This window comes from Patiriisocius sp. 208BN25-11 (assembly GCF_058147145.1).
This window is the reverse complement of sequence record NZ_JBYVJY010000001.1, coordinates 222,777-238,850: the sequence shown is the minus strand read 5'-3', so window position 1 is coordinate 238,850 and position 16,074 is coordinate 222,777. Positions and strand designations below refer to the sequence as shown.

Genomic DNA, 16,074 nt, shown 5'->3' with positions numbered 1-16,074 from the left:
TGTCTTTAGACGTTGGTGTATTTAAATTCGCAAAAGTTTATATTTTTAAGAATACAAAGGCATCTTTTGTGACTCCACTAAAGCCCCTACGACTCATGGAAGGTCTGCGGTCTCTCGCAATTAGAAAGTTCCAAAGCCTCAAAGTAAATAATTCTGCTTACTGCCACTGACCACTGCGTACTTATTTTCCGTCACCCGTCACCCGTCACCCGTCACCCGTCATCCGTCATCCGTCATCCGCCGAAAGTCAAACTCCAAACTGTCTAAAGTGATGATCCAAATGTTTGTATTGCATTTTGCCATATTGCTCTTTGGTGAATTTTCCAAAAGAGGGATGCGGTTTCCAGTCGTTTCGATCTCTTTGAGTGCCAAACTCTTCTAACAAACTTTGTAGAGCAGCTTTTTCTGCAGCAAAATCTCTTGGCTCCACTTCTTTAAAACCAGGTGCGGTAGGTAAATTTTTACGCCAGGGTTTATCGCTGTACATCGATTTCTTAAAGAACAAATTAACCAGCCAATTAGGCTTTAGGTTTAGCTCTTTTTTCTCAAGAATAATGTTTAATGGTAATTGACAATGATGTGCCATTTGACCTGGAGTCATTTTGCCCCATTGGCGTTCAGAATTTTCATTTAAGTTGTTGAGCCTTGTCTTAATTTCATTAAAGGCATCATCTGTAAAAAGTGACTTCATATGTTAAAATATTTAGGTGCGTATTCATGAAAAGCGACTAGTGAATCGCAGTATATTATCTACCGTTATAAATATAACAATTATCTTTATTCAAAACCGAAATTTCTTTTGTCGCAGCAACCTAAAACATCATTTTCAATAAAGCAATGGAGTGAAGAAGATCGCCCAAGAGAGAAAATGTTAGCCAAAGGCAAAGAAGTACTTACCGATGCAGAGTTACTTGCCATTTTAATTGGAAGTGGGAGCAAAGATGAAAGTGCTGTTTCTTTGAGTAAGCGTATTTTGGCGACAAATCAACATCAATTATCGACACTTTCTACTCAATCTATTCATGAACTTATGAAGTTTAAAGGAATAGGGGAGGCCAAGGCCATTACTATTGTTGCGGCTCTAGAATTAGGAAGAAGGAAACGTGAAGCGCCTTTAATGGATTCACAAAAAATAAAATCTAGCCAATCTGTTTTTGATTGTATGCAACCCCTTTTGGGAGCATTAGCACATGAAGAGTTTTGGATTTTATATTTAAATAACTCCAATGTCATACTTCAAAAATTTCAATTAAGTAAAGGAAGTATTACAGGTACCCTTGTAGATGTTAGGTTATTGTTTAAGAAGGCAATAGAACTTTGCGCAGTGGCAATTATTTTAGTGCATAATCATCCAAGTGGCACCCTAACTCCAAGTACAGCAGATAAAACTATTACTCAAAAAGTAAAAACGGCAGGGTTAGGTTTAGACATCAAAGTGCTAGATCATGTAATTATTACCGAAAAAGGCTATTTTAGTTTTGCCGATACAGGGATATTGTAGTAATTTTAGAGTCAACAAAAAACTTTGAGCAAAGAAACAAACATACCTATAGATTCTAGTGCAGCTTCTCTTGCATTAGAAATTGCACAACTGGAAGAACAACTTAGAATTAGTAAAGCTAAGTTTGATCTTGTGTATGATGAGGATCCTGTAATGCATGCTAGCTTAAACCCTGCAACAGGATACATAATAGATTGTAATAATTCATTAGTATCAAATCTAGATTACAAAAGTAAAGACGACATCATAGGGTCTCACATATCAAAAATTTACACAGATAAATCAATATCAAAAATTGAAAAACTACTAGCCACTTTTTTAAAGACTGGTTCAATAAAAAGTGAAGAGATAACATTAAAAAGTAAAAGAGGAAAAAAGATTCCTGTGATTTTAAACTCAAGAGCTATCTATAATGAGGCAGGTGTTATTGTTAAATCTGTATCAACATTGGTCGATATTTCTGAAATAAAATTAGCCCAACGCAAAGCAAAGCAAAAGAAAAAGGATTTAGAACGTGTTAACAGAGACCTTGAGCAATTTGTATCAATTTGTTCTCATGATTTACAGGAGCCCTTGGCAACCATACGTTTTAGTAGTGATTTTTTAATGAAAAAATTCACCGATGAACTCTCACCAAAGGGTAAAGAGTATATAGGATACATTCACGATGCTTCTGGGAGAATGGCCGAGCAGATTAAGGGACTGCTAGAGCACAGTAGAATTGGTAAAGATCTAAAGAAAACAAAAGTAGATCTTCAAGAACAACTTGAGGTAGTAAAATACGATCTTAAAAAACGTATTAAAGAAACACAGGCTACTATCATTTCTGAGCCTTTACCCAAAGTAAAAGGGTATAAAATAGAATTGCGTTTACTACTTCAAAACATAATAGGAAATGCCCTAAAGTATAGTAAAAAGCGAGTAGCTCCAAAGATTAAAATTTCAGCTAAAGAAAAGAATGATTTTTGGGAGTTTGCTATTCAAGACAACGGAATTGGTATAAAACCAGAAGATATCGATGGCGTATTTACCATTTTTTCAACAGTACCTAACCACGAAAGACAAAACGGGACAGGTGTTGGTCTTGCGCATGCCGAGAAGATTGTAAAGTTGCATGAGGGAAATATATGGGTAATGTCTAAGTTTGGAGAAGGAAGTACCTTTTATTTTAAAATAAAAAAATAGCAATGCAATTAACCCTATATTTGAGGGGTGTACTTCGGAAATGTTAGTGCATCTTATTTCGCTTAGACGTCATGCTACTTATATTTACCAAACAACTTACTCCAAGAATTTCGTATGTTTTTAAATACATCTGTACGCGTGTTCTTAGTATAGAAGTAGGTTTTACTAATGAAATAGAAGTCTTCTTAGCGCATAAAGGTCCAAAAGCTTCTTATGGCAAACAGCCATTGGGAAATGAGTTGTTTTTTCAAAGTCATGATTTACTTACACAACAGGGTATCGAGAGTATCGATGTTAATGTGCGTGATTGGGAAGAAACCAAATGTTTTTTTTCGGTGAGTGAAAAAAGCGCATTGCCCTTCGATATTTTTGCGGCAGCATTTTATCTTTTAAGTCGTTACGAAGAGTATTTACCCCATGTAAAAGATCACCTTGGAAGGTTTTCAGCATCTGAAAGTTTAGCCTACAAAAATGATTTTTTAACATCGCCAGTGGTAGATATTTGGAGTTATAAACTAAAAGCGTTATTACAGCAAGAATTTCCCGAAATTATATTTCCGAAGCGAAACCCTACCCTCCATAATTTAGTAAATGCGCAAGCTGCTTTTGCTTTTTTAAACAAAGGAATATTTAGATCTTTTATTGGCTTTAGTTCCGATTTGTTTACCCTACGCTTAAAACAATTGTTGCTGCGTTTTAGGGTGGTACTCGGACTAAAGAGAGATCCGTATGACAGTTATAAATGGATAGTAAACATAGCAAAAAATAGTGCTATGAAACTTACTGTGTTCTTTTTGGTAGGAGAGGCGGTTACTTTTGAGGAAAGTATAAATACACAAAAAGGAGCATTTAAAATGCTTGTAAAATTTGTAGCAGATTACAAAGAAGTAGGGCTCTTGGTCTCTATGGCTGCCTTAACAAATCCAGAGCTTTTAAAAGTTGAAAAGCGTACCTTAGAAGGGATTATAAATAGAACTATTGAAAGCAGCCAGAATAGTAATTTGCTTATAAGATTGCCAGAAATTTATAGAAACCTAGTAGCGCTAGAAATTGAAAAAGACTATACCATGGTCTATGAAAATGAACCTGGGTTTAGGGCAGGTACTTGCACACCTTTTTTGTTTTACGATTTGGATTATGAAAGTATTACTCCATTGATTATTCAACCCATAGCATGTACTACGCAGGGTTTTTTAAAAGAAAGTCCAAAAGACACTAGCCTTAAAGTCCAAGAAATGTTAACAAAAGTAAAAGCAGTTAATGGTACTTTCTCTGTGTTGTTTTCAAACAAAGATTTTTCTGCAGACCCAAATAACAAACTATGGCGTACTTTATTTTCTGAAACTTTAACTACATGAAAAACTTAGAGATTACCGATGTATTTTTTGATTTAGATCATACCCTATGGGATTTTGATAAAAACTCTTCATTAGCTTTTCAACAGGTTTTTGAGCGGTATCAAATAGAAACCCCTTTAGCATCCTTTTTAAAAGTATACGAGCCTATAAATTTTGCTTATTGGAAGGAATATAGAGAAGAACGCGTTACAAAGCAAGAACTTCGTAGAGGGCGTCTTATAGATAGTTTTAAGGAATTGGGACTAACATATCCAGTAACGATTATAGATGGTATGAGTGATGCTTATATAGAAGAGTTGCCAAATAATAATTACTTGTTTGATGGCACGCTAGAATTACTTTCTTATTTACAAGAAAAATATACGTTACACATCATCACAAATGGTTTTACAGAAGTACAGCATATTAAACTAAGTAAGAGTAAGCTAGACCCTTTTTTTAATACTGTAACTAGTTCTGAAGAAGTGGGTGTAAAAAAACCAAACCCTCTGGTGTTTCAAAAAGCCCTAAAAAAGGCCAATGTATCTTCACAAAATTCTGTCATGATTGGTGATACCTTTGAAGCCGATATCTTGGGTGGAGAAGCCGTGGGTATGGATACAATTTTTTTTAACTACAGAAAAGAAGTTCCAACTCCAGGATACAAAGTAGTAGACCATCTACTTGAAATTAAACACTTGTTATAAAAAGACTGAACTGCTAGTATACTAAATGTTAAAATGGATGCGTTATTTTAACATACCCATACTATTATGCTCCTCAAAAACAGTTTTTTATTTATTTTTTTACTTGGCTTATTGGCTTGTGTTTCTTGTTTTGAAGACACAGATTTTGATCAAGCAAACGATATTGAAGTACGACCCGAAATCGAACTCGATCTTATCTTCTTTACACTAGAAGCATCCCAGTTCTATGACTCGGGTACCAATACAGAAAACTTAGTGATAAAAGATACAACCAATCTGGAGTTTTTGGATGGTAGAGATATTAAAGATATACTAAAGCGAGCCGAATTTCTTTTTGAGTTTACCAATAGTATCCCAAGAGGATTTGATGTTTCTTTTGACTTTCTAAATGATCAAAATGATTCTAAATTCTTTTCAGAAACAACAGTAGTTGAAGGCACACTTGAAACGCCAGTTTTAACCTCATTCATAGAAGAGGTAGATGAAGAAGAAATTGTAGAGCTAACCAAAGCAAACAAAGTGGTTGTTACGGTAACAATTCCATCGTCTTCTCAAGATTTAGTGGGTACCTTAAATCTACAATCAAAAACAACCTATTATTTAGAAATAGATTAGTAAAAAACTACTATGAAAAAAATCCTGTTTTTTTATATAGTCTTTGGACTATCTATGGCTATTTCTCAAAATAAGCAAGTGCTTTATAATTGGGATATAACACCGCAATCACTTCTTTTAAACCCAGGGAATCTTGTGGATGAAAACTATTATGTTGGTGTTCCTTTTTTATCTCAACTTCATATAAATGCAGGCTCTTCTGGAGTTTCTGTATTTGATGTCTTTGCAAATGATGGTGTAGATATAAATACAAAAATTAGAAACACCATTTTTGATCTTAGTGCTAGAGACTTCTTTACCGTTACGCAACAACTTGATATCATAAATTTTGGGTGGCAATCCAAAGGAAGAGACCCTTATTTCTTTTCTGGTGGGATCTATCAAGAAGCAGATGTGATAGCCTATTTTCCAAGAGATTTTGCTATTCTAGCTTGGGAAGGAAATCGAGATTATATTGGTAGGCCTTTTAATTTTAACCAAATTAATGCGCGAGCAGACTTACTAACAGTGTATCATTTTGGAGCAAATAAGCAAGTGTCAAAAAAACTCACCGCAGGAGTACGTGTAAAACTGTATTCGAGTATGTTGAGTATTAGTAGTACCAATAATAAAGGAACATTTACAACAACGCAACGAGAAGGAACAAACAATATCTACGAACATACAGTTAACGATTTAGATGTCGAAGTTAGAACTTCTGGAGTATTGTCATTACAAGATCTAGATCAATCTCAAGTGCGAAATAGATTGATAGGGCGTTCGTTTTTTGGAGGAAATTTAGGGCTAGGTATCGATGCAGGAGTCACGTATCAATTTAACAGACAACTTACCGCTACAGCTTCTGTTCTAGATTTTGGTGCAATTTTTCACACAAGAGATACAGAAGTATATCGTGCAAGTGGTGATTATACTTTAGATGGTATTGAACTTATTTTTCCTGAAATAGAAGATGGTGAATTGACATTTCCGTATTATGAAGACCTAGAAGATGAAGTGGAGAGAGAGATTCCAATTGATACGCTAAGTAGGGGTTATACCCAATTTCGTCCTACCAAAATTAATGCTGGAATACATTATGACTTTGGAAGAAGAGTGGGAAATAAAGATGAGTGTGATTGTAAAAATAGAGGTGGTAGAGAAGAAAGAGTATCACAGGCTGGAATTCAATATTACAGTATATTTAGACCTAGAGGACCACAAATGGCAGGAACTTTGTACTATCGAAGAAAATTTGGAGAATGGTTTTCTTTAAAAACTACCTATACAGTTGATAGCTATTCTGCAAAAAATATTGGCGCAGGGATGTCATTACATATGGGTGCTGTAAATTTCTTTTTGGCCGCAGATAATCTGCTGGATCTTGCAAATGTTGCCAAAGCAAAAAGTGTATCTTTACAGCTAGGATTTAATTATATAGTAGATCAAAAATGAAGCAAGTTATAGTAGGGTTACTATTAGTATTAACAGTAGTATCAAAAGGAGTAGCACAAAAATCACTTAGTGATTACGGTTTTGTGGTTGTTCCTGAACGATTTGATTTTTTATCTGAGGATGATAAATACCAATTAAATTCGATGACGAAGTTTTTTCTTGGAAAGAAAGGATTTAACGCCTATTATTTTGAAGAGTTGCCTGATGTAAAAAACTGTGATGGCCTATGGGCAGATGTTGAAACAAAATCAAACCTTACACGAACAAAAATGACATTGGTCTTAAAAGATTGTAAAGGAGTTGAGGTTTATAGAGGAATTGAAGGATCAAGTAAACATAAAGATTATAGAAAGTCTTATCAAGAAGCTCTCAGGAAAACACTCAATGCTATTCCTACGCTTCCAAAACCGCAGACTGAAATAATTATTGCAGATAACCAACTGTCTTCACAGAAAGAAACGCTTTCAAAAGAAACTGTAACTGAGACATCTCTTAAGGATGTTGCCCAAATTGAAGATGTTAAATCGGTCAATCAATATCCTCCTCAAAATACATTTAATTCTTATGTGTATAATGGAGATTCTTACTTGTTGAAAAAGATAGAAAACGGTTTTAATGTTTATAAAGTTTCATATAGTTCAGATACAGGTCTAGAACTAAAAGGTGCCATTATTAAAAGCAATTTAGGATATACTGCTATCGTTTTTGAAGCTCAATACCAATGTGTTTTCCGAGAAAACAAAGATGTAATGCTTGTAGATACCACAGGAAGAAATAAATCTATTACACTAGTATTTCAGAATTAAAAATCGTACTTCTCTTTCCAGAGACTTTTTAGATATACTTTTAATTGATTTTCTTTAGCGTTGTTTCCTGGTTTGTATAAGGTTGTGCCCTTAATTTCTTCGGGTAAAAATTCATGGGGTACAAATCCACCCTCAAAATCATGGGCATATTGGTAATTTTGTCCGTATCCTAACTCTTTCATGAGCTTTGTAGGTGCATTTCTAATAGAGAAAGGTACCGATAGATCGCCTGTTTGTTTTACAAGCTGCTGTGCTTTCTTAATAGCGAGATAACTAGCGTTGCTTTTAGGTGATGTAGCCAAATAAATAACACATTGACTTAATATAATACGCGCTTCTGGAAAACCAATAGTAGTAACAGCTTGAAATGTAGTATTGGCCAGTAATAAGGCGTTTGGATTTGCATTTCCAATATCTTCAGATGCTAGAATAAGTAATCTTCTTGCAATAAATTTTATATCCTCCCCACCTTCAATCATTCTAGCTAACCAGTAAACAGCAGCATTTGGATCGCTGCCGCGGATCGATTTAATAAAGGCAGAGATAATATCGTAATGTTGCTCTCCAGTTTTGTCATACAGTACAGTGTTTTTTTGCACTTTTTGCTGTACCATTTCATTAGTGATCGTAACTTTTTGTTTGGTGTCATTTTGCACTTCGGAAATTTCCGAAATCACTACCAATTCTAATATATTAAGAAGCTTTCTAGCATCTCCGCCAGAGAGTTTTAATATGGCCTCTGATTCTTGTAAGTCAATATCATACTTCTGAAGGATAGTATCGGTAGCAATCGCTCTCTCTAAAAGGTCTTCAAGATCTTGTTTTGAAAAGGAATTTAGTACATATACTTGGCATCTAGAGAGTAGGGCAGGTATGACCTCAAAACTTGGATTCTCCGTGGTTGCCCCAATAAGAGTTACTAATCCTTTTTCTACTGCACTTAACAAAGAATCTTGCTGCGATTTGCTAAATCGGTGTATTTCATCAATAAACAGGATGGGGTTTTTTGTAGTAAACAATCCGTCCGATTTTTTTGCTTTTTCAATCACCTCTCGAACAGCTGCAACGCCACTATCGATAGCGCTTAATTGATAAAAAGGCCTTTCAGACTGTGTGGCGATAATGGTTGCTAAAGTCGTTTTGCCTATGCCGGGTGGTCCCCAAAATATCATAGAAGGAATCATGCCACTAGCCAATTGCTGTGTTAAGGCTCCTTGATCGCCAACAAGATGTTGCTGACTAAGATAATCTGCTAGTACTTTGGGTCTAATTCTTTCGGCAAGCGGTGCATTCATAAGGTAAAGTTACAGTTTTAATTGTTCTATAAAACTGACAATTTATCATATCCTCTTAAATGGGTTTGTTTTTGCTATATTGAAGTATGCCTAAAACTCAAAAATTATATTTTTCATTAGATGTAATCTTATATCCACTCTTGTTTGTGTTTATTATGTGGGTTGTTTTTTGGTTTGAAATTCGGTTCGCAACAGATTTTAATCGATTTGGGATTCACCCTGGTAAGTATGAAGGATTACGCGGTGTGCTTTTTAGCCCTTTTATTCATGGGAGTTTAAAGCATTTGTTTAATAATAGTATTCCCATGCTGGTACTAGGTGCTGCCTTATTTTATTTTTATAGACCTATTCGCTGGCAAGTTTTATTGTTTGGTCTGCTTAGTACAGGAATTATTACATGGCTCATAGGCAGACCTGCAAATCATATAGGAGCCAGTGGTATTGTTTATTTATTGGCATCCTTTTTATTTTTTAAAGGTATTATTTCTAAGCAATATCAGCTTACAGCACTTTCTTTTGCTGTTGTTTTTGTATACGGGAGTTTGCTTTGGTATGTTTTTCCGATAGATCCAGCTATTTCTTGGGAGGGTCATCTATCTGGTTTTGGAGTAGGAGTAGTGTTAGCCTTTTTAATGAAAGGCAGTACCACAGTACCTGTAAAAAAATATGAATGGGAGCGCGATGATTACAAACCGGAAAATGATCCATTCATGCAGCAATTCGATGACGACGGAAATTTTATAGAAAAGCAACCTGAGTTTGTTGAAGAAAATTTCAGCACCACTTCAGAAAATCCTGTGCGGATTGTTTATACTATTATAACTAAACAGGAAGAAGATATTAACTAGATCTTTGTCGTACTGTTTCATAAAGAAAGGCACCACAGGCAACAGATACGTTCAAAGAATTAATTTCTCCTAATAATGGAAGCGCAGCTTTTTTGTCTACGATATTTAAAACCGATTTCTGAACACCAACACCTTCAGAACCCATGATAATCGCTAGTGGTTCTTTAAAATCAATATCATAGAGTGTTTCTTGGGTTTTTTCTGTTGCTGCAATGGTTGTAATTCCACTTCCTTGTAAATAGTATATAGCATCTTTAATGTGATCTACTTTGCAAATAGGAATATTGAAAATAGCGCCAGCTGATGTTTTAATAGTGTCACCTCCAACAGGTGCACCACCCTTTTTTTGAATAATAACGCCATCCACACCAGTACATTCTGCTGTTCTTAAGATAGCTCCAAAATTACGCACATCACTAATTTGATCTAGGATTAAGAAAAGAGGAGTTTTTGGACTTTCAAGAACTGTTTCTACTAAGGTTTCTAAAGGAATGAATTCTATAGGAGAGCTTACAAGGATGATACCTTGATGATTGCTACGGCATAATTTATCCATCTTTTCAATAGGAACAAATGAAATACTAACATTCAAACGCTCAAGATCCGCCACGATAGCATCAATTTTAGGACTTTGTAGACCTTTTTGGACATAAGCCTTGTCTATAGTTTGTTTTGCTTTTAAAGCTTCTATTACTGGATAAATACCAAAAAGTAGTGTTTCTTTCTTCATAAGATTGTAAAAGTAAAAAACCATCCTTAGAAAAGGATGGTTTTTAAGATATATTGAGAATATATATTATTTATTCTGCTGGGTCTTCGTATTCAGTTTCCCAGTTAAAGGCATTTAGTAGGCCAATAGCTCCAGTTAAAGGTCCGTTAGAGTTTCCTCCGTTCCAAGAACCTGGATCATCTAGGTCAAGTGAACCAGGGAATGTTCCACCCGTTTCAGAACCATCGTAAACAACACCATCTACAGTAGTTACCGTTCCAAAGAATTCGAAAGCGTCACCTTCTTCAAAAACAGAAGCATCAACACCAAACAAAGCAGCCATATCTGCAGTTGCGAAACTTACATCAAATGGGAATGTTGTGGTAGATCTAAATGCTAAAGTATCTGTAGGTGCACCAGTGAAGTCTCCTAAAACGCGAACCGAATAAGTAGCAACGTTTCCATTTGGGTCTTCAGTCATAGCACTGAAAGAAGCGGTAGCTGGATCAGCTCCCATGTTAAATTCAGGTCTTTCAACAAATTTTACAAATCCTCCATTGCTTAGTTCAGGAAAACGTGCTTTATCTTCATCTTCACAACTAGTAAATGTAAATGCAGATACAAGCGCTACAAATCCTAGAGAGAATATTTTATTTATATTTTTCATAATTAAAGTATTTAATTAAAATGTATTAGTTAATGAAACCAGCAGGGTTTGTATCCCAGAATACTTGGTTTGAGGCAGGTGTTTGACTGATGTTAGGGTTTGTCTCAACCTCAGTAGTTGGATATCTGTACGTTCTTGGGAAAGCACCTACAGGTATAACACCTTCTTGTAAATTAGGGTATCCTGTTCTTCTGTACATGTTGTACGGCTCTATACCATTACCCCAAGAAGCTAAGTACCACTCTCTAATTACGATAGCTAATTTAGCCTCGTTACCAGATGCACCATCGTACTCTGCCATTACTCTAGCGATATAGTCACTAACATCTGTAGAAGTAGCAGCGTAATCAACACCATCAGTTTCAGTAGCTAAAGCACCAGAGAAACCAGTTACTTTGTCCATACTTAATTGAATACCTTGCATTAATAAAGTTCTAGAATCAACAGCAACTCCTAAGTCTAATCCAGCTTCAGCTAATGCGAAGTGAGAGAAAGAAGATAAGAAGATTGGGTTAATACCAGCACCATCAAGTGTTTCTATACCTTGAGAATCTGTTCTGTCAAATTGATTTCTATCAAAAGCTCCACCTCCTGGATATACACCAAAAGTAGATCTTCTTGTGTTGTCATTAGGAATACCTTCATCATCTCCGTGATCTCTACCCCAGTAGAAGTTTCCTACGTAGCAGTAATCGTAAATAGAGTTTCCTGCACATGGTAGGTTTGAACCATCAGGTGCACCTTCACGTTGACGGTAGATATAGTAACGTAATCTTGGATCAGCTGTTCCATTTTCAACAAAAGGAGCTTCAGTATCACCAGCGTTTAGGTAATCGTAAAAACCGTTACTCATATAGAATCCAGTACCGTTAGGATAGTTTCCTAAGAAAATTGGACTTCTAGATTCTGGTGAAGTAGCTGTAGAATAAACATATTGAAAATCTTCATCTTCAGTGTTTATGAAATTTTCAGATGCTATTGCGGCAATCGCATCGCCGTTACCCATGTTTAGGTTTGCTTTTAATTTTAAAGTGTTTGCTACAGCAATCCAGTTGTTTGTATCAAATTCACCATAAAATAAATCCTGTGGTATCACTACTGATTCACTACTTAAAGCAGCAATCGCATCATCTAATAATGCTAATTGAGCCATGTAAACAGTTTGTGCATCATCTAGTTTTGGAGTTGGGAATTCAGTAAATTGATTTGCTTCACTGAAAGGAACATCTCCAACATAATCCACTAAGGTAATGTAAGTGTATGCTTCTATAATGTTTGCAACGGCAACATGGTAAGGAATACCAGTTTCAGAACCAGCATCTATTTCTTGTAATAAATCTACATTGGCAAACATGTTATATGAAGAAGTCCAAATACCTGTTAAAGTAGTATTGGTAACAGCACCTGCATATTGACCGAATTGAGCAGTCATACGCGTAATGTTTGAAGAAGATCCTCTTAATCCACTAGTAATACCATTAAAAGCTAACTGAATTTGGTTAAGTACAAAATTAGGATCAGCTACATCCTCACTAATTGTATTAGGGTTCTCTAGTAAATCTAGTTCTGCTGTTTCACATCCTGCGAAGAAAGCTAACATAGCAGATACGATAGTTATTTTTAAAATATTTTTCATAATACGTAATTAAATTATTGGTGTTTGCTAGTATAACAAGGTGGTATTAAAAATACCACCTTACTAGCTTCACTTTTTTTTAGAATGTTGCTTTAATACCAAATGAATAACGCTTAGAAGTAGGTCCTGTTTGGAATTCTAAACCTTGACCGTTACCAGTACCAACACTTAATGCTTCTGGATCAATGTTGAATGCATCAGGAATGTTAAACGCCTTTACATATAAGTTCTGACCAGATAAAGAGAATGATACATTTCCAAAAGGAGTCTTCTCTAACATTTTCTCAGTTAAAGAGTACGTCAATGAAGCTTCTCTTAAACGTAAGTGAGATGCGTCGTAGATACCCTGTCCAGAAGGATCAACTAAGTTGATAAAGTATACGTCGTTAGCACCAATTTGAATTTGATTTTCGATTGGTTGTCCTGCATCATCCAAAATTAACTGACCCGTTGTAGGGTTCGCTAATAATCCTGGAATCACATAACTTCCTTCTCTGTTATCAACATTCACAGTTGTTACACCACGACGGAAGAATTGAGAAGCAGTTTGAGAATAGATATCACCTCCGTGAGTATATTCAAGTTGTGCAGACAAAGAAAGTTGTTTGTATGTCAATGTGTTAATTGTAGTTACTGTCCAGTCTGGGTTTGGATCACCAATGGTTTCGATTGGTAAGTTCAAATCACCTTCAGAATCAATAATTGTACCGTCTGTAGGGTCAATTAATAAAACACCTTCTACACCAACTCCGAAAGGATTTTCTTCCGTAACGTTAGCAGGAGAGTAACGAGCAGCATAACCACCTTTTATTACACCTAGAGGTTCACCTTCAGCGGCAAAGTTTCCTAAGTTAGTGAAACCTGCATAAGCAAATTCTTCAACACCACCTAAGTCAATAACTTCATTTTCGAAAGCAGTAAAGTTGTTTCTTACATCCCATGAGAAGTTATCACTTTTTAATAGAGTGAAATCTAATCCTAATTCAACACCTCTAATTTGAGTTTCAGCGATGTTATCTGCTGTTACAGTTGCTCCAGTTGATGGAGAAATTGGTCTATTTACAATTTGGTCTTCAATAGATCTTTGGTAAACAGTTGCGTCTAAACGTATTCTTTTGTTGAATAATTCAGATTCTAAACCTACCTCAAATTCTTTTTGAAGTTCTGGTTGTAAGTTTCTGTTACCAAGGAAAGTTGATAATCCATTGGTAGTTACAGCAGTACCTGTTGGGTCAATAACGGCAGATGCGTTAGAGTTAAAAGGAGTTCTTGTACTGTAAGGTCCAGGGAATCTCGCAGAAGTACCGTAACCAGCACGTAATTGTAAGTAACCAAGTGTTTCGCTACGTACACCTTCGATTGAAGTAGGTACAAATGAAATCGAAGCACCAGGGTAAAATAATGATCTGTTTTCTTGCTCTAATGTAGAAGCCCAGTCATTACGTCCAGATAAAGTTAAGTAAAGGTATCCGTTGTAGTCAAAAGAAGCTTCACCATATGCACCTAAGATGTTTTGCTCAGCTTGGAATGTTAAACTTCCTGCTACAGGATCGTTGATTTGTTGGTCAATAAAGTTGTCATGATCAAAGAAACCAAATACAATTTGATTTTGACTTGACTGTCCAAATTGCTCATATGTATCACGTCTTGCGTTGAAACCAAGTTGTGTAGTTAAGCTAAAGTTATCAGCTAACTCAATATTGTTAAAGCTAAAGTTTAAGTTGTGGTCATAAATAAAGTTAGTTCCACTTGTAGTTCTTAAGTAACCAGTATCGTATGGTGCAGTAACACCACCACGAGCAGCTCTAAATTCTTGATTTTCATTATAGGTATCTAATCCAAAACGGTACGATACAGTTGTGTTGTCAGAAATTTCATAAGCAGCACCTAACTTACCATAGAAACGGTTAGTTTGTTGCTCATTTCCTGCATAGTTTAATAACCAATAAGGGTTTTCTTGATCTGTTCTGTAGTAAACACTAGATCCATCATTTGGATTTTCAAATGGTAAATTTGTTAGATCTAAGTTTCTAGGAATAAACAACGTTCTAGTAAAAATAGATAGTGCTCCACCTGCGTTGTTTGCAGCAATAGGAGGTGTGTTTACACGTGTGCTACTAAAGTTAGCTGTACCATCGAAAGAGAATTTGTTAGATAGCTTTGTAGATCCACCTAAACCAATGTTGTAACGAGTTAAACCGTTGTTTCTGATGTATCCATCTTCAGTAGTATAACCAAAGTTTAAGTTGTAACGAGTGTTTCCTTCGTTTCCAGGAGAACCAGCAACGTTAACAGACATAGACTGACCTAAACCAGTTCTAAAGAAATCTGATACATTATTTGGAGCTGCAACATAAGGAATCTCTAATCCGTCAAACTCAGGAAATAAATCTCCTTGTCCCGCATATGGGTGAGCAATAGTAAGACCTGCATCTAAACGAGCACCCCAGTTTCCAACGAATCCTGGGTTAGGAGTGTTGTCAGATCCTTGACCGTAATCGTTTTGATAATCTGCAAGGTTAGAGATTTGTGTTTGGTATACAGAAGAGTTTACAGTTACCTCAAACTTCTTGTTTAAGTCCTTGTTACTTCCGTTTTTTGTTGTAATCAATACAACACCATTTCTACCTTGTTGACCATATAATACCGATGCACTTAAACCTTTTAAGATTTGTACACTTTCTACATTATTTGGATCTAAATCTAAGAAACGGCTACTTGTAACTGTGTTACCACCAGCAAAACCAGTTTGTTGGTTAGTTCCAGAATCAAAAGGAACACCATCTACGATAAATAGCGGTTGGTTGCTACCGTTAATAGAACTTCTACCACGAATAACAAAGTTAGTACCAGATCCTGTTGCACCACTGTTACCTACAATTTGTACACCGGCAACTTTACCATTTAAAGATCTAACAACGTCAGATTCTGGTTTGTTTTCAATAGATTCAGCTTCAAGAGTTGTTACGGCATATCCTAAAGACTTACGTTCTTTAGTAACACCACCATATCCTGTTAAAACTACAGTTTCTAAAGCCTCTCCTGCAACCATTGTTACATTCATTTTGCTTGAAGAAGCCGTAACAGGCTTTTCTTGTGCGTCAAATCCTACGTAAGAGTATACAAGTGTTTGGCCTACAGCTGTTGCGATAGAGTAGTTCCCATCGAAATCAGATTGTGTACCATTTGTTGTACCTTTTACAATAATGTTAACTCCTGGTAATGGTAGTCCTGAATCATCAGTCACCGTACCGGAGATTGTTTTTTCTTGTGCAAACGATAGTTGCACTACTAACGCTAGCAATAGCGTTAAAATTCCACTAAACTTTGTTTTCAT

Annotated in this window: 14 protein-coding genes; 8 read left to right on the top strand and 6 right to left on the bottom strand. The window is 35.7% G+C overall.

The window, feature by feature from the left end:
- Positions 1–247: 247 nt before the first annotated feature.
- Positions 248–691 carry a DUF1569 domain-containing protein gene (locus ACY2RS_RS01190; RefSeq protein WP_490096765.1) on the bottom strand — a complete coding sequence of 148 codons (444 nt, stop codon included), beginning with the start codon at positions 689–691 and terminating at the stop codon, positions 248–250.
- A 108-nt stretch (positions 692–799) separates the two neighbouring features.
- On the opposite strand from ACY2RS_RS01190, the gene radC reads away from it, so the two are divergent.
- The 7 genes from radC (at position 800) to ACY2RS_RS01155 (ending at position 7,582) form a co-directional block, all read left to right on the top strand.
- Positions 800–1,501: a RadC family protein gene (radC, locus tag ACY2RS_RS01185; RefSeq protein ID WP_490096764.1), complete on the top strand. Its 702-nt coding sequence runs from the start codon at positions 800–802 to the stop codon at positions 1,499–1,501.
- 24 nt (positions 1,502–1,525) lie between these two features.
- Positions 1,526–2,686: a PAS domain-containing sensor histidine kinase gene (locus ACY2RS_RS01180; protein ID WP_490096763.1), complete on the top strand. Its 1,161-nt coding sequence runs from the start codon at positions 1,526–1,528 to the stop codon at positions 2,684–2,686.
- A gap of 71 nt (positions 2,687–2,757) precedes the next feature.
- Entirely contained in the window at positions 2,758–4,044 is a 1,287-nt protein-coding gene (locus tag ACY2RS_RS01175; RefSeq protein ID WP_490096762.1) for a polysaccharide deacetylase family protein, read from the top strand.
- Positions 4,041–4,730 carry a YjjG family noncanonical pyrimidine nucleotidase gene (locus ACY2RS_RS01170; protein WP_490096761.1) on the top strand — a complete coding sequence of 230 codons (690 nt, stop codon included), beginning with the start codon at positions 4,041–4,043 and terminating at the stop codon, positions 4,728–4,730. The genes ACY2RS_RS01175 and ACY2RS_RS01170 overlap by 4 nt, the downstream gene beginning before the upstream one ends.
- 66 nt (positions 4,731–4,796) lie before the next feature.
- A complete protein-coding gene (locus ACY2RS_RS01165) occupies positions 4,797–5,345 on the top strand; it encodes a hypothetical protein (protein WP_490096760.1) in 549 nt (182 codons plus the stop codon).
- A 12-nt stretch (positions 5,346–5,357) separates the two neighbouring features.
- Positions 5,358–6,776, top strand: a complete 1,419-nt coding sequence (locus ACY2RS_RS01160; protein WP_490096759.1) for a DUF5723 family protein — start codon at positions 5,358–5,360, stop codon at positions 6,774–6,776.
- Positions 6,773–7,582 (top strand): hypothetical protein, encoded by an 810-nt coding sequence (locus tag ACY2RS_RS01155; RefSeq protein ID WP_490096758.1) that lies wholly within the window; start codon positions 6,773–6,775, stop codon positions 7,580–7,582. The genes ACY2RS_RS01160 and ACY2RS_RS01155 overlap by 4 nt, the downstream gene beginning before the upstream one ends.
- Here ACY2RS_RS01155 and ACY2RS_RS01150 read toward each other — a convergent pair.
- Positions 7,579–8,877, bottom strand: a complete 1,299-nt coding sequence (locus tag ACY2RS_RS01150) for a replication-associated recombination protein A (RefSeq protein ID WP_490096757.1) — start codon at positions 8,875–8,877, stop codon at positions 7,579–7,581. The two genes, ACY2RS_RS01155 and ACY2RS_RS01150, sit on opposite strands and share 4 nt — an antisense overlap.
- 86 nt (positions 8,878–8,963) lie before the next feature.
- Here ACY2RS_RS01150 and ACY2RS_RS01145 point away from each other — a divergent pair, with 86 nt between their 5' ends.
- The gene (locus ACY2RS_RS01145) at positions 8,964–9,725 is read left to right on the top strand and encodes a rhomboid family intramembrane serine protease (RefSeq protein WP_490096756.1); all 762 of its coding nucleotides are present in this window, start codon (positions 8,964–8,966) and stop codon (positions 9,723–9,725) included.
- Here the strand turns inward: ACY2RS_RS01145 and rlmB are convergent.
- The 4 genes from rlmB to ACY2RS_RS01125 all read right to left on the bottom strand — a co-directional run bounded on the left by rlmB (position 9,718) and on the right by ACY2RS_RS01125 (position 16,074).
- Positions 9,718–10,455, bottom strand: coding sequence for a 23S rRNA (guanosine(2251)-2'-O)-methyltransferase RlmB (rlmB, locus tag ACY2RS_RS01140; RefSeq protein ID WP_490096755.1), 738 nt, complete (start codon positions 10,453–10,455; stop codon positions 9,718–9,720). The two genes, ACY2RS_RS01145 and rlmB, sit on opposite strands and share 8 nt — an antisense overlap.
- Positions 10,456–10,525: 70 nt before the next feature.
- On the bottom strand, positions 10,526–11,101 hold the full coding sequence (locus ACY2RS_RS01135) for a hypothetical protein (protein WP_490096754.1): 576 nt from the start codon (positions 11,099–11,101) through the stop codon (positions 10,526–10,528).
- A 25-nt stretch (positions 11,102–11,126) separates the two neighbouring features.
- Positions 11,127–12,737 carry a SusD/RagB family nutrient-binding outer membrane lipoprotein gene (locus ACY2RS_RS01130; protein WP_490096753.1) on the bottom strand — a complete coding sequence of 537 codons (1,611 nt, stop codon included), beginning with the start codon at positions 12,735–12,737 and terminating at the stop codon, positions 11,127–11,129.
- 79 nt (positions 12,738–12,816) lie between these two features.
- Entirely contained in the window at positions 12,817–16,074 is a 3,258-nt protein-coding gene (locus ACY2RS_RS01125; RefSeq protein ID WP_490096752.1) for a SusC/RagA family TonB-linked outer membrane protein, read from the bottom strand.

Bases quoted from the DNA above. Each gene is read 5' to 3' on its own strand.
- ACY2RS_RS01190 (WP_490096765.1), bottom strand. From the start codon at position 691: ATGAAGTCACTTTTTACAGATGATGCCTTTAATGAAATTAAGACAAGG.
- ACY2RS_RS01175 (WP_490096762.1), top strand. From the start codon at position 2,758: ATGCTACTTATATTTACCAAACAACTTACTCCAAGAATTTCGTATGTT.
- ACY2RS_RS01170 (WP_490096761.1), top strand. From the start codon at position 4,041: ATGAAAAACTTAGAGATTACCGATGTATTTTTTGATTTAGATCATACC.
- ACY2RS_RS01165 (WP_490096760.1), top strand. From the start codon at position 4,797: ATGCTCCTCAAAAACAGTTTTTTATTTATTTTTTTACTTGGCTTATTG.
- ACY2RS_RS01160 (WP_490096759.1), top strand. From the start codon at position 5,358: ATGAAAAAAATCCTGTTTTTTTATATAGTCTTTGGACTATCTATGGCT.
- ACY2RS_RS01155 (WP_490096758.1), top strand. From the start codon at position 6,773: ATGAAGCAAGTTATAGTAGGGTTACTATTAGTATTAACAGTAGTATCA.
- ACY2RS_RS01150 (WP_490096757.1), bottom strand. From the start codon at position 8,877: ATGAATGCACCGCTTGCCGAAAGAATTAGACCCAAAGTACTAGCAGAT.
- ACY2RS_RS01145 (WP_490096756.1), top strand. From the start codon at position 8,964: ATGCCTAAAACTCAAAAATTATATTTTTCATTAGATGTAATCTTATAT.
- rlmB (WP_490096755.1), bottom strand. From the start codon at position 10,455: ATGAAGAAAGAAACACTACTTTTTGGTATTTATCCAGTAATAGAAGCT.
- ACY2RS_RS01135 (WP_490096754.1), bottom strand. From the start codon at position 11,101: ATGAAAAATATAAATAAAATATTCTCTCTAGGATTTGTAGCGCTTGTA.
- ACY2RS_RS01130 (WP_490096753.1), bottom strand. From the start codon at position 12,737: ATGAAAAATATTTTAAAAATAACTATCGTATCTGCTATGTTAGCTTTC.
- ACY2RS_RS01125 (WP_490096752.1), bottom strand. From the start codon at position 16,074: ATGAAAACAAAGTTTAGTGGAATTTTAACGCTATTGCTAGCGTTAGTA.